The following is a 13272-nucleotide window of genomic DNA, read 5'->3' on the forward strand; positions in this document are numbered from 1 at the left end:
GCCGCCCTCGCCTGCTGGGCCGTTCCCGTGCGCCGGGCCGTTCTCGCGTGCGGAGCCGTTCCTCCGGCCGGGCGGCGGGTCCCCCGTGCGGGCACCGGGCGGGACCCGGTGCCCGGCGCGCTCAACCGCACAGCTTGGTGAAGCTCTCGTCGATCCGGCCGAGGACCTCCGCGACGTGCGGGACCCGCAGCGGGTCGGCCGCGTGCAGGGCCTCCCACTGCTGCTCCTCCGTGTCGCCGTACAGGACGGCGGTGGCCATCTTGATCCGCAGCGCCCGCCCGTCGTCGCCGAGGTGGTGGCCGCCGAGCACCGCCACCCCGAACGCGTCGAGCAGGTGGCGTTCGAACGAGGCGGAGTCGGTGACGGCGTGGCGGCCCAGCGTCTCCCGGAGCGGCTCGAAGTCCGGGTAGACGTAGAAGCCGCCGGTGGGCGGGCGGCACGAGGCGCCCACGCCGGCCACGATGCGGTGCACCTCCCGGGCCACGATCCCGTGCAGCCGGGCGCAGGCCGCCCGGTGCCGCAGCAGGGCCGGAGGCTCGGCCAGCGCGTAGGCCGCGACCTCCTGCATGGGGTTGGCCAGCGTGGACCACACCTCGCTGGCGAACGACAGGACGCCGTCGCGGATCCGCTCCCCCTCCGGCCCCTCGGGGAAACGGATCACGCCGATCCGCCAGCCCCCGATCGCCAGGCTCTTGCTCAGTCCCGTGGTGACCACCGTACGGCGCGGCGCCACCTCGGCGGGGCCGAGGAACGGCAGGTCCGGATCGTGCACGAGATCGCGGTAGATCTCGTCGCTGACGATCAGCAGGTCCTCCTCCTCGGCGATCGCGCAGAGTTCCCGCACCAGCTCCGGCGGCGCCACGGTGCCCGTCGGGTTGTCCGGCATGGTGAGCACCATGATGCGGGGGTCGTGGCCGAGCACCCGCGCGGCGCGGATGGACTCCCGCAGCGCCGCGGGCTCCGGCACCCCGCCCCAGTCCTCGGGGATCGGCACGCTGATGGCCGTCTTGCCCGCCAGGTGCGCCTGGGGCGCATAGGTGTTCCAACACGGGCGGGGCAGCAGCACGTCACCGGGCACGACCATGTTCAACGCCATCAGCAGGGGCTTGCTGCCCGGAGCCACCACCACCTGGTCCGGCTCCGTCGGCATCCGCCGCCGCGTGAAGTAGCCCGCCGCGGCCTCCCGCGCCGCCGCGCCGCCCGCGACGGGGCCGTAGCCGTTCCGCGCCGCGCCGGTCACCAGCTCGGCCATCAGGGGAGGGAAGACGGGCAGCCGGGCCTCACCGAACCCGAGGTGCACGATGGACTCGCCGACGGCCCTGCGCTCCGCCACCAGCTGGTTGAGCGCAAGGTTAGGCGAGACTCTTCGACTGACCATTGCCAGATCCTTTCGGGGTTCCGCGTACGGCCTCCGCCAGGTCGGCGGGGGTCGACGTGTCGAGCTTGAGCTCGTCGAGCCACGAGGCGTCGGCCGAGTAGTGGGCCCGGAAGGGCCGGCCGACCAGTGCGGGGTTGCGCGCCTGCAGCATGCGGAGCCGGAAGAAGCGCCCCTCCGGGGTCTGCTCGACGCCGTCCACCGCGACCTTGCCCGGGGTGGCCGACATCACCGGGCCGCGCACGGTGCGGGCGAGGCCGGGCAGTTCCCGGTAGGCCGCCCTGAACACCTCCACCGACCTGGCCAGGGGAACCTTGAAGTAGTCGTGCGGGCCCGTGTCCCGCTCCACGAACATGTAGTAGGGCACCGCGCCGGCCGACAGCTCCGTGCGCCACAGCTCCGCCCACGTCTCGGCGTCGTCGTTGACGTGCGCGATGATCGGCGCCTGGCAGTAGACCAGCGCGCCGGTGGACCTGATCCGCCGGAGCGCCTGCCGCGCGAGGTCGGTGCCCAGCTCCCGCGGATGGCTGAAGTGCGCCATCACCGCGAGGTTGCGCCCGGAGGCCACCACCTCCTCGAACAGCCGCAGCACGTCGTCGGCGTCCTTGTCGGTGACGAAGCGCTGCGGCCAGTAGGCGACCGACTTGGTGCCGATGCGGATGGTCCGTACCGTCGGCACCCCCAGCAGCGGCTCCAGGTGGCTCCGCAGCCGCGCGGTGGACATCACCATGGGGTCGCCCCCGGTGACCAGCACGTCGGACACCTCGGGGTGCTCCCCCAGGTAGGAGACGAGCCCCTCGGGGCCGGGCGCGGCGAACCGGAGGTCGGCCTCCCCGACGAACTGCGCCCAGCGGAAGCAGTAGGTGCAGTAGGAGTGGCAGGTCTGGCCCTGGCCCGGGAAGTAGAGCACGGTCTCGCGGTACTTGTGCTGCAGGCCCGGCAGCTCGGCGCCGTCGTACCGGGGGACGTTCAGCTGCATCTGCCCGGCCGGGTGCGGGTTGAGCCGGGCCCGGATCCGCCGGACGGCGGCGTCGAGCTCCGCCCTGGAGCCGCCCTCGCCGGACAGCCGCGCCAGCAGCAGCTCGTCGTCCGCCGTCAGCATCCCCCGCTGCGGGAAGACCAGCTGGAAGATCGGGTCCTCGGGAGCCCGCCGCCAGTCGACGAGCTGCGAGAGCACGTACTCGTTCACCCGGAAGGGGAGTACCAGTGAGAAGAGCCGCACCGTCTCCCGGACGTCCTCCGGGAGGCCGTACCGGGCGGCGATCTCGTTTATCTGGCGCGGCCCGTAGGCCCGGAAGCGCGCGGTGTCGGTGACACTCGGAGCCAGCAGGGTCATCGCGTAGTCCTTCGGTCTCAAGGATCAGGTGACGCCGGACCGCGCCGCCAGCGCGGCCCGGTCGAGTTTCCCGTTGTGGGTGACGGGGAGTTCGTCGAGCACGTGGAGTTCCTGGGGAACCATGTAGTCGGGCAGGGCCCGCTTGCAGAAGGAGCGCAGCCCCGCCCGGTCCAGGGGGCCCGTCCCGGGGGACGCGACGACGAACGCGCTCAGCAGGGGGTCGGCGCCGTCCCGGTCCAGCACCAGGGCGGCCGCGGCGCCGACCCCGGGGAACTCCCTGAGCCGGTGCTCCACCTCGCCCAGTTCGACCCGGTTGCCGCGGATCTGCACCTGCGAGTCGACGCGGCCGCAGTAGTACAGCTCGCCGTGCTCCCCCCGGTAGGCGCGGTCGCCGGTGCGGAACACGAGCTGCCCGGACCGGGGGTTGAGCGGGTCGGGGACCAGCACGGACGCGGTGGTCTCCGGGTCGTCCCAGTAGCCGGTGAACAGGGAGGGGGTGCGCAGGTGGATCACTCCGGTGGCGCCCGGCCCGTCGACCACCCGCCCGGCCTCGTCGACGAGCGTCATCTCCGAACCCGGGTAGGGGAAGCCGATGGAGAGCCGCTCCAGGTCGTCGGGGACGGGGCTGGGGACGTCCGTGAGCGAGGCCGCCATCACCTCGGTGGGGCCGTAGCAGTTGACGACGCGGACCCCCGGCAGCAGTTCCTGGAGCCGGCGCAGCTCCGCGAGCGGGAACTCCTCCCCGGAGAACAGGACGCCGCGCACCCGGTCCAGCCCGGCGAGCAGCTCGGGTTCGTGCCGCAGGACCGGGCGCCAGATCGACGGCACCCCGTTGACCTGGGTCGCCTCCGCGTCCCGCAGGAAACCGAGGAAGCGCCGGGGCCAGCGCAGCAGGGTCCGCGGGACCGGCACCACCGCCGCCCCGCTGCCCAGCGCCAGGCCGATGTCCAGCAGCGCGAAGTCGAACTGCAGGGGCGAGGTGGTGGCCACCCGGTCGGCGGCGGTGACGATGCCGTGCTCGAGCATCCCCCGGTAGAACGCCAGGACTCCGCGGTGGCTCATCACCACGCCCTTGGGGCGGCCGGTCGTGCCGGAGGTGAAGATGATGTAGGCCGGGTCGATCCCGAGGGCCTCGCGGCGCCGGCCGCCCGGGGACGCCGCGGGCGGGCGGTCCACCTCGAGCCCCGCCGGGCCGAACCGCCCGGTGCCCACCTGCTCCGGCAGCCCTTCGCGGGTGCCGCCGTCGGCCTGGAGGTGGAGCGCGGGGGCGGCGGCGTCCACGATCCACCGGAGCCGCTCGTCGGGCGTCTCCGGGCTCACCGGGACGAACGTCAGCCCCAGCGACGAGCAGGCCAGGAACGCCGCGATGGCCGAGGCCGAGGTGTGCGACTCCAGGACGACCCGGTCGCCGGCGCGCAGTCCCAGCCCGTCCAGGACGACCGCGTAGTCGTGCGCCCGCCGTTCGAGCCGCCGGTAGGAGACGGTCCGCAGACCGCCCTCGGCCGCGAGCTCGACCACCGCCGGGCTGTCCGGCGCCGTGCGGGCGGCGGCCAGCATGAACTCGTGGACCGTGTCGGCCCGCGGATACGGGGAGAGGAGGTCTTCTCTGATCGTGTCGTTCATCGGCGTCCCAGTCACTCGGAGGTCTCGAGTTCGTTGTCGAGGATCGCGAAGAGCTCGGCCGCGGTCGCCGCGGCGATGTCGTCGTCGACGGAGGGGGCCCCCTTGTCGAAGAACTCGTCGCGCAGGTGGGCGGCGACGGCGGTCACCGACGGGTGGTCGAAGACCAGCATCGGGATGATCCGCCGGCCGGTGACGGCGACCATCCGGTTGCGCAGTTCCAGTGCGCTGAGCGAGTCGAAGCCCATGTCCAGGAAACCGCGGTCGACGTCGACCGACTCCGGCCGTTCGTGGCCGAGGATCTCGGCCGTGTGGGCGCGCACCATCTCCACCAGGGCCCGGTCGCGGTCGGCCGCCTTCATCCCGGCCAGCGTGCGCATCAGGTCCCCCCCGTCGGAGGCGCCGGCCCCCGCCGCCTGCCGGGCGGGGACGCGCACCAGCCCGCGCAGGAGCGCCGGGATCTCGCCGGTCCGGGTGCGCAGCGCCGCCGGGTCCACCCGCAGCGGCGCCACGACCGCCTCGGCGGCGCCCAGCGCCGCGTCGAACGCGGCCAGGGCCTCGTCCGCGGTGAAGGCCGGCAGGCCCTGCCGCCGCATCCGGTGCAGGTCGGCGTCGCTCAGCTCGCGGCTCATCCCGGTCTTGACGTCCCAGGCGCCGAACGCCATCGACAGGGCCGGCAGCCCCCGTGCCCGCCGGTGTACGGCCAGCGCGTCCAGGAACACGTTCGCCGCCGAGTAGCCGGCCTGGCCCGCGGCCAGCACCAGCCCGCCCGCCGAGGAGAACAGCACGAACGCCGGCAGGTCCAGCTCCGCCGTCAGCTCGTGCAGGTGCCAGGCCGCGTCCGCCTTGGGCGCCAGCACCGCGTCGACCCGCTCCGGCGTCCACTCCCCGACCAGCGCGTTGTCGACCGCTCCGGCCACGTGGACCACGCCGCGCAGCGGGTGGCCGGCGGGGACGTCCGCCAGGAGCCGGGCGAGCGCGTCGCGGTCGCCGACGTCGCAGGCCACCGCCGTCACCCGCGCGCCCAGCGCCTCCAGCTCCGCGCACAACCCGGCCGCGCCGGGCGCGTCCGGACCCCGCCGGCTGGCCAGCAGCAGATGCCGCACCCCGTGCTCGGCCACCAGGTGCCGCGCCACCAGCGCGCCCAGGCCGCCCGTGCCGCCGGTGACCAGCACCGTGCCGTCCGCGTCCCAGAGGGGGGCGTCCGCCGGGGAGACGGCCGCCCGGACCAGCCTCGGCACGGCGACGCGGCCGGCCCGCACGGCCGCCTCGGGCTCCCCCGAGGCCAGGACCGCGGCCAGCGCGCCCCGGGACTCCTCGGAGCCGTCGGTGTCGACCAGCACGAACCGGCCGGGGTTCTCCGCCTGCGCGGACCGCACCAGACCCCACACCGGCGCCGTCCGCACGTCCACGTCCTCGCCGGGCAGGGCCACCGCGCCGCGGGTCACCACCACCAGCCGCGAGTCGGCGAACCGCTCGTCGGCCAGCCGGCCCCGGATCGCCTCCAGCGCCTCGGCGACGGCCGACCGCACCCCCTGCGGGACGTCGTCCCCCGCGGGTACGGCGCACTCCAGCACCACGTTCTGCGGGACCTCCCCCGTCTCGGGGAGGTCCTCCCACCGGGTCCACGGCGCCGAGTCCGCGGTGGCGGGCACCTCGACCCATTCCACCTGGAACAGCGCGTCGCGGCGCGCGGCGCGTCCGGCGCCGAGCTGCTCGGCGGAGACCGGCCGGAACGTCAGCGCCTCCACCGACGCCACCGCCGCGCCGGACGCGTCGGCCAGCTGCATCTCCACGGTGTTCGGATCGCGCCAGGACAGCCGGACCCGCAGCGTGTCGGCCCCGGCCGCGTGCAGCGACGCGCCCGACCAGGAGAACGGCAGGAGGGTCTGCTCCCCGGGCTCGTCGTCGGCGACGCTCAGCGCGTGCATCGCGCTGTCGAGCAGCGCCGGGTGGACTCCGAACCGGCTCGCCTCCTGCCTGCCCTGCTCGGGCAGGGCGACCTCGGCGAACACGTCCGCGCCGCCCGGCCCGCCCTTCCAGGCCGCTCTGAGTCCCTGGAACATCGGGCCGTAGCCGTAGCCCTGGGAGAGCAGCAGGCCGTACGCGTCGTCCACGTCCAGCCGGGTGGCGCCCTCGGGCGGCCAGGCGCGCAGGTCGAACGGGGCCTGCGCCGCGTCGCGCCGGCCGAGGAGGCCGTCGGCGTGCCGGACCCACGGCGCGTCCGGCTCCCCCTCGGCCCGGGAGTAGACCGCCAGGGACCGCCTGCCCGCCTCGTCCGGCCCGCCGACCAGGACCTGCACCCGGACCGCGCCCTGCTCGGGGAGGATCAGCGGCGCCTGGAGCGTCAGCTCCTCGACCACGTCGCAGTCCGCCTCGGCGCCGGCCCTCATCGCCAGTTCCAGGAAACCGGTGCCGGGGAGCAGGAGGCTGCCGAGCACGTCGTGGTCGGCGATCCACCGCTGGTCCGCCGTCGACAGCCGGCCGGTCAGCACGATCCCGCCGGAGTCGGCCAGGGCCACCGAGGCGCCCAGCATCGGGTGGTCGGGGGAGGTCAGACCGGCCGTGGCCACGTCGCCCGCGGCGGGCCGCACGTCCTCCCAGTAGCGCTGCCGCTGGAAGGCGTAGGTCGGCAGGTCCACGCGGCGCGCGCCGGAGCCGGCGAAGAACTCCCGCCAGGCGACCGGGGTCCCGCCGGTGTGCAGGCGGGCCACCCCCGACAGCAGGGCCCGGTCCTCCTCCTGGTCGCGGCGCTGCAGCGGCACGAAGACGGACTCGCCGTCGCCGCCGACGCAGCCCTCGGCCAGGCCGGTCAGGACGGCGTCCGGGCCCAGCTCGACGAACGTGGTGACCCCGCGCCGCTCCAGCGCGCGCACCCCGTCGGCGAACCGCACCGCTTCGCGCACGTGCCGTACCCAGTAGTCCGCTGCGCGCAGCTCGCCGTACAGGTCGCCGGAGAGGTTCGACACGACGGGGATGACGGGACCGGAGTAGGCCACGCTCTCGGCCACTTCGCGGAACCGCGCCAGCATGGGGTCCATCAGCTCCGAGTGGAACGCGTGCGACACCCTCAGCCGGGAGGTCCTGCGCCCCCGCTCGACCAGTGCGGCGGCGACGGCCAGGACCGCCTCCTCCCTGCCGGAGACCACCACGGAGGCGGGGCCGTTGACCGCCGCGATCCCCACCCCATCGGTCAGCAGCGGCGCCACCTCCGCCTCGGAGGCCTGCACCGCCACCATCGCCCCGCCCGCCGGCAGCTCCTGCATCAGCCTGCCCCGCGCCGCCACCAGCCGCGCCGCGTCCGGCAGCGATATCACCCCGGCCACGTGCGCCGCCGCCAGCTCGCCGACCGAGTGCCCCAGCAGCACGTCGGGGACCACGCCCCACGACTCCAGCAGCCGGAACAGCGCCACCTCGAACGCGAACAGCGCCGGCTGGGTGAACTCCGTCCGGTCCAGCGAACCGGCCTCACCGCTCCGCACCACCTCGCCCAGCCCCCGGTCCAGGTGCCGGTCCAGCTCCGCGGCGACCGCGTCGAACGCCGCGGCGAACACCGGATGGGCGGCGTACAGCTCGCGCCCCATCCCGGCCCGCTGCGCCCCCTGGCCGGAGAACAGGAACGCCGTCGCCCCGCGGGACCGGGCGGTCCCCCGCACCGTCCCCGTACGGGCCCGGCCGGACGCCAGCGCCTCCAGCCCGGCCAGCGCCTCCTGCCGGTCGGCGGCCGGGACCACCGCCCGGTGCTCCAGCGCCGCCCGGCCGGACGCCAGCGAGAACGCCACGTCGGCCACCGGCGTCCCGGGCTCCTCGCGCAGGCGGGCGGCCAGCCGGCCCGCCTGGTCCCGCAGCGCCTCGGCCGTCCGCGCCGACACCACCAGCGGCACCGTCGGGGGGACCGGCGCGGCGGCCGGTTCGTCCTCCGCGGGCGGCGCCTGCTCGATGATCACGTGCGCGTTGGTGCCGCTCAGCCCGAAGGACGACACGCCCGCCCGGCGCGGATGGCCGTTCTTCGCCCATTCGCGGGCCTCGGTCAGCAGCTCCACCCGGCCCGCCGACCAGTCGACCTGCGGGGTCCGCTCCTCGGCGTGCAGCGTCTTCGGCAGCACGCCGTTCCGCATCGCCATGACCATCTTGATCACACCGGCCGCACCGGCGGCGGCCTGGGTGTGGCCCATGTTCGACTTGATCGAGCCCAGCCAGAGCGGCCGGTCCTCGGGCCGGTCCCGGCCGTAGGTCGCCAGCAGCGCCTGCGCCTCGATCGGGTCGCCCAGCCGGGTCCCGGTGCCGTGCGCCTCGACGGCGTCCACGTCGCCGGGGTCCAGGCCGGCGTCGGCCAGCGCCTGCCTGATGACCCGCTGCTGCGAGGGGCCGTTCGGCGTCGTCAGGCCGCTCGACGCGCCGTCCTGGTTGATCGCCGACCCTCTGATCACGGCCAGGACGGGGTGCCCGTTGCGGCGCGCGTCCGACAGCCGCTCCAGCAGGAGCATGCCGGCCCCCTCCGAGCAGCCGGTGCCGTCGGCGTCGGCGGAGAAGGACTTGCACCGGCCGTCGGCGGCCAGCCCGCGCTGGGTGTTGAAGTACACGAACATGTCCGGCGTGGCCATCACGGTGACGCCGCCGGCCAGCGCCAGCGAGCACTCCTGCGAACGCAGCGCCTGCACGGCCAGGTGCAGGGTGACCAGCGACGACGAGCACGCCGTGTCCACCGAGACCGCGGGCCCCTCCAGGCCCAGCGTGTAGGCGACGCGCCCGGTGACCAGGCTGCCGTCGCTGGTGCCCGTGCCGTAGTCGTGGTACATGACCCCGGCGAACACCCCGGTCCGGCTGCCCTTCAGCGACGCCGGGTCGATGCCCGCCCGCTCGATCGCCTCCCAGGCCGTCTCCAGCATCAGCCGCTGCTGCGGGTCCGTGCCCAGCGCCTCGCGCGGGGAGATCCCGAAGAAGTCCGCGTCGAAGTCGGCCGCGTCGTGCAGGAAGCCGCCCTCCCTGGCGATGCTCCTACCGGCCTTGCCCGGCTCCGGGTCGTAGAGCCCGTCGAGGTCCCAGCCGCGGTCCCCGGGGAAGCCGGAGACCGCGTCGACGCCGTCGGCGACCAGCCGCCACAGGTCCTCCGGCGAGGCCACGTCACCCGGGTAACGGCACGCCATCCCCACGATCGCGACCGGTTCGGCGGCTCCGGCGGTCAGCTCGGCGTTCTGCCGGCGCAGGCGTTCGTTCTCCAGCATGGCCCTGCGGAGGGCCTCCACTATCTCGTCGACGGACGTGTTCACGGAACACCCTCTCGCTCAGTTGGATTCGCCGGCGGCGAGTGCCGCGCGCACCAGATCGTCGACCGCCATGTTCTTGATCACATCGCTCCGGTCGTCCGGACCCGCCGGCTCCGGATCCGGCTGCCCGGCCTCCGCCCGGTCGGGGGCCGCCAGCTTCAGCAGCGCCTCCAGCAGACCCGCCTCGCGCAGCCGCGTGACGGGGATCGACTCGATCGCCCTGCGGACCGCCCCCTCGTCGGCCTCCTCGGCCCGTCCTCCCCCGGAGGCCGGTACGGGCGCCGCCGGAATGCCGGGCAGCAGTTCGGCGAGCAGGAACCCGGCCAGCACACCGGGGTTGGGGTAGTCGAACATCAACGTCGCCGGGAGGCGGAGACCCGTGGCGGACTGCAGCCGGTTCCTGAGTTCGATCCCGGCCAGCGAGTCCAGCCCCATCTCGGTGAAGCCCTTGTGCGGTTCGATCGCCGAGGGCTCGTCGTGGCGCACCGCGGCGACGTGGGTCCGCACCAGGTCCAGCAGGACCCGCTCGCGCTCGCGCTCCCCCAGGCCCGCGAGCCGCTGCTCCAGCGTCGCGGGCCCGGCGGGTACGGCGGGCGCCCCGCCCTGCCGGGAGACCGGGGTCCGTGCGGGGCGGCGCGCCCGGGTGCCGACGACCTCGCGGAAGATCGCGGGGACCTCGCTCCCGGCGGCCATCGCCTCGGTGTCCAGCCGCATCGGGACCAGCACCGGTTCGCCGAGACCGACCGCCTCGTCGAACAGCACCAGCCCCTCGGCCGAGGAGATCGGCGGCAGGCCCATCGCGGCCATGCGCTGCTCCTCCACGCCCGCGTCGACCCCCTTCCCGCCCAGGCCGGTCGGGGTGGTCCACAGGCCGTAGGCCAGCGCCGTCGCCGGGAGACCCGCCGATCTGCGGTGCCGGGCCAGCGCGTCGCCGAACCTGTTGGCGGCGGCGTAGTTCGCCTGGCCCGCCCCCATCACCAGCCCCGAGACGGAGGAGAAGACCACGAACGCGGTCAGGTCCGCGTCCCCGGTCAGCTCGTGCAGGTTCCAGGCGCCGTCCACCTTCGGCCGCAGCACCCGGTCGAACTGCTCGGCCGTGAGGGACCCGACGAGGTTGTTGTCCATGACGCCCGCCGCGTGCACGACGCCGCGCAGCGGATGCTCGGCCGGGACGCCCGCCAGCAGCGCCGCCAGCGCGTCCCGGTCGGCCACGTCGCACGCGGCCACCGTCACCCGGGCGCCCAGTTCCTCCAGCTCCGACCGGAGCGCCGCCGCCGCGTCGCCGTCCGGGCCGCTCCTGCTGGTCAGGAGGAGGTACCGGACGCCGTGCACCGACACCAGGTGGCGGGCGACCAGCGCGCCCAGGCCGCTGGTGCCGCCGGTGACCAGTACCGTCCCGGACGGGTCCCACGGCGCGGGGGCCGCCGCGTCCGAGGCGGGCACCCCCGCCAGCCTCGGCACCCGCACGTCCCCGGCGCGCAGCGCCATCTCCGGCTCGCCCAGCGAGGCCAGGAACGGCGGCAGCCCGGGGCCGTCCACGTCGGCCAGCAGGAACCGGCCGGGGTTCTCCGCCTGGGCGGCCCGTACCAGACCCCACACCGGCGCCGACCGCACGTCGACGTCCTCGCCGTCGACGGACACCGCGCTCCGCGTCACCACCATCAGCCGGGTGCCGGCGAAGCGCTCGTCGTCCAGCAGGACCCGCACCGCCGCCAGCACGCCGTCCAGCGCCGCGCGCACGTCACCGGGCACGTCGTCCGTCCCCGGGGCGCAGGGGAGCACCACCAGTTCCGGCGTCTCCGGAGCCGCGAGCAGGGCCGCGAGATCGGCGAAGACCGGGACCCCCGTGAGGCCGAGCCCGTCGGGGCCGAGCACCGCCCAGTCCCCCGGAGCGGCCTCTCCCGCGGTGCCGACCGGCAGGTGGCTCCAGCCGATCCGGTAGAGCGACTCCCGGTACCGGGTACCGGTGGAGGCCGCCGCGGCGGCGGCGATCCGGTCCGGCGTCACCGGGCGGACCACGAGCGAGTCCACGGTCGCCACGGGCGCGCCCAGGCCGTCGAAGAGTTCGAGCTTCACCGAGTCCGGGCCGATCCCGTTGATGCGCACCCGCATCCGCGCCGCGCCCCCGGAGTGCAGCGAGACACCGGTCCAGGCGAACGGGAGCTGGGAGGCCCCGATGTCCTGGGGCATGCGCCCGCCGAGGAAGTCGGTCGCGCTGAGCGCGGCGTCCAGCAGGGACGGGTGGACGCGGAACTCCGCGGCCTGGGCCCACGCCTCGTCCGGCAGGGCCACCTCGGCGAAGACCTCCTCCCCGCGCCGCCAGACCGCGCGCAGGCCGCGGAACATCGGCCCGTAGTGGTATCCCTGGCTCGTCAGGTAGTCGTAGACGTCACCGATGTCCACCGGCTCCGAACCGGCGGGCGGCCACACGCCGTCGCCGCCGAGCGGTTCCGGCGCCGGCGGGTCTCCGACGGCGAGGAACCCGGACGCGTGCCTGGTCCACATCACGTGGGGCGGAGCGTCCTCGACCCGGGAGTACACCGCGATCGGCCGGGTGCCCGCGGCGTCCGCCCCGCCGACGACGACCTGGACGGAGGTCCCGCCGGTCGGCGTGAGCGGCATCAGCGCCTCGATGGTGAGCTCGTCGACCAGGTGGCAGCCGACCTCCTCGCCGGCGCGGAGCGCCAGTTCCACGTAGCCGGTGCCGGGCAGCAGGAGCGTGCCCTGGACGGCGTGGTCACCCAGCCAGGGCTGCGTCGCGATCGCCAGTCTGCCGGTCAGTACCACGCCGTCGCCCTCGGGTGAGACCACCACGGCGCTCAGCAGCGGATGACCCGCCGCCGCCTGGCCGGCCATGGTGACGTCCCCGCTCGCCTTGGCGGGCCCGTCCAGCCAGTAGCGGCGCCTGTCGAACGCGTAGGTGGGCAGCTCCACCCGGCGCGCACCCGACCCGGAGAAATACCGCGCCCACTCCACGGTCATGCCGTGCGCGTAGGCCTGGCCGACCCCGGTCAGCAGCGTCTCGACCTCGTCCCGGCCCCGCCGCTGCAACCCCACCGCCTGCACGGCAGCCGCACCGGCACCGGAACCGGAGCCCGCGCCGCCTGCGGGGTCCTCGGCCAGGACCTGGGCCGCCAGCGCGGTCAGCACCGCATCCGGACCCACCTCCACCCACCGCGACACACCCAGACCCCGCGCCGCGTCCACCGCGTCGGCGAACCGCACCGACCGCCGCACATGCTCCACCCAGTACTCCGCCGACCCCCACCCCGCAGCCCAACCCGCACCGGACACTCCGGAATCCGCAGAACCCGGCGTGGAAGTCCCGGGCACCTCGACGGAGGCCATATCCATCGGCGCACCCGTCACCGTGGAAACCGCCACCGGCCCCGACGCCTCGGTCCGCCGGTAGGTCACCGACTCGGCCACCCGCCGGAACCCCTCCAGCACCGGCTCCATCAACGGCGAATGGAACGCATGCGACACCCGCAACCGCGAGCTGCGCCGACCCCCCGGCAGCGCGGCCAGCACCGCCTCCACCGCGGCCTCCACCCCGGAGACCACCACCGAGGACGGACCGTTGACCGCCGCGACCCCCACCCCATCGGTCAGTAGCGGCACCACCTCCGCCTCGGCGGCCTGCACCGCCACCATCACCCCACCCGCCGGCAGCG

Annotated in this window: 5 protein-coding genes; all 5 read right to left on the reverse strand. The window is 75.2% G+C overall.

Features of this window, described 5'->3' with window-relative positions:
• Positions 1-121: 121 nt before the first annotated feature.
• A complete protein-coding gene (locus tag IEZ06_RS31535) occupies positions 122-1378 on the reverse strand; it encodes a pyridoxal phosphate-dependent aminotransferase (protein WP_189240326.1) in 1257 nt (418 codons plus the stop codon).
• The gene (locus tag IEZ06_RS31540) at positions 1353-2711 is read right to left on the reverse strand and encodes a KamA family radical SAM protein (protein WP_189240327.1); all 1359 of its coding nucleotides are present in this window, start codon (positions 2709-2711) and stop codon (positions 1353-1355) included. The genes IEZ06_RS31535 and IEZ06_RS31540 overlap by 26 nt, the downstream gene beginning before the upstream one ends.
• Before the next feature lie 24 nt (positions 2712-2735).
• Complete coding sequence (locus IEZ06_RS31545; RefSeq protein ID WP_189240328.1) at positions 2736-4334, reverse strand: D-alanine--poly(phosphoribitol) ligase; 1599 nt, start codon at positions 4332-4334, stop codon at positions 2736-2738.
• Positions 4335-4345: 11 nt separating this feature from the next.
• Complete coding sequence (locus IEZ06_RS31550; RefSeq protein WP_203872292.1) at positions 4346-9601, reverse strand: type I polyketide synthase; 5256 nt, start codon at positions 9599-9601, stop codon at positions 4346-4348.
• A 15-nt stretch (positions 9602-9616) separates the two neighbouring features.
• A partial coding sequence (locus IEZ06_RS31555; protein WP_189240329.1) for a type I polyketide synthase occupies positions 9617-13272 on the reverse strand: 3656 nt, incomplete at its 5' end.

Origin of the sequence: Planomonospora antibiotica, assembly GCF_014647955.1 — a bacterium.
In the GTDB taxonomy this organism is placed as follows: domain Bacteria; phylum Actinomycetota; class Actinomycetes; order Streptosporangiales; family Streptosporangiaceae; genus Planomonospora; species Planomonospora parontospora.

What these genes read in the sequence shown, in the direction of transcription:
- IEZ06_RS31535 (WP_189240326.1), bottom strand. Translation starts at nt 1,378, where the DNA reads ATGGTCAGTCGAAGAGTCTCGCCTAACCTTGCGCTCAACCAGCTGGTG.
- IEZ06_RS31540 (WP_189240327.1), bottom strand. Translation starts at nt 2,711, where the DNA reads ATGACCCTGCTGGCTCCGAGTGTCACCGACACCGCGCGCTTCCGGGCC.
- IEZ06_RS31545 (WP_189240328.1), bottom strand. Translation starts at nt 4,334, where the DNA reads ATGAACGACACGATCAGAGAAGACCTCCTCTCCCCGTATCCGCGGGCC.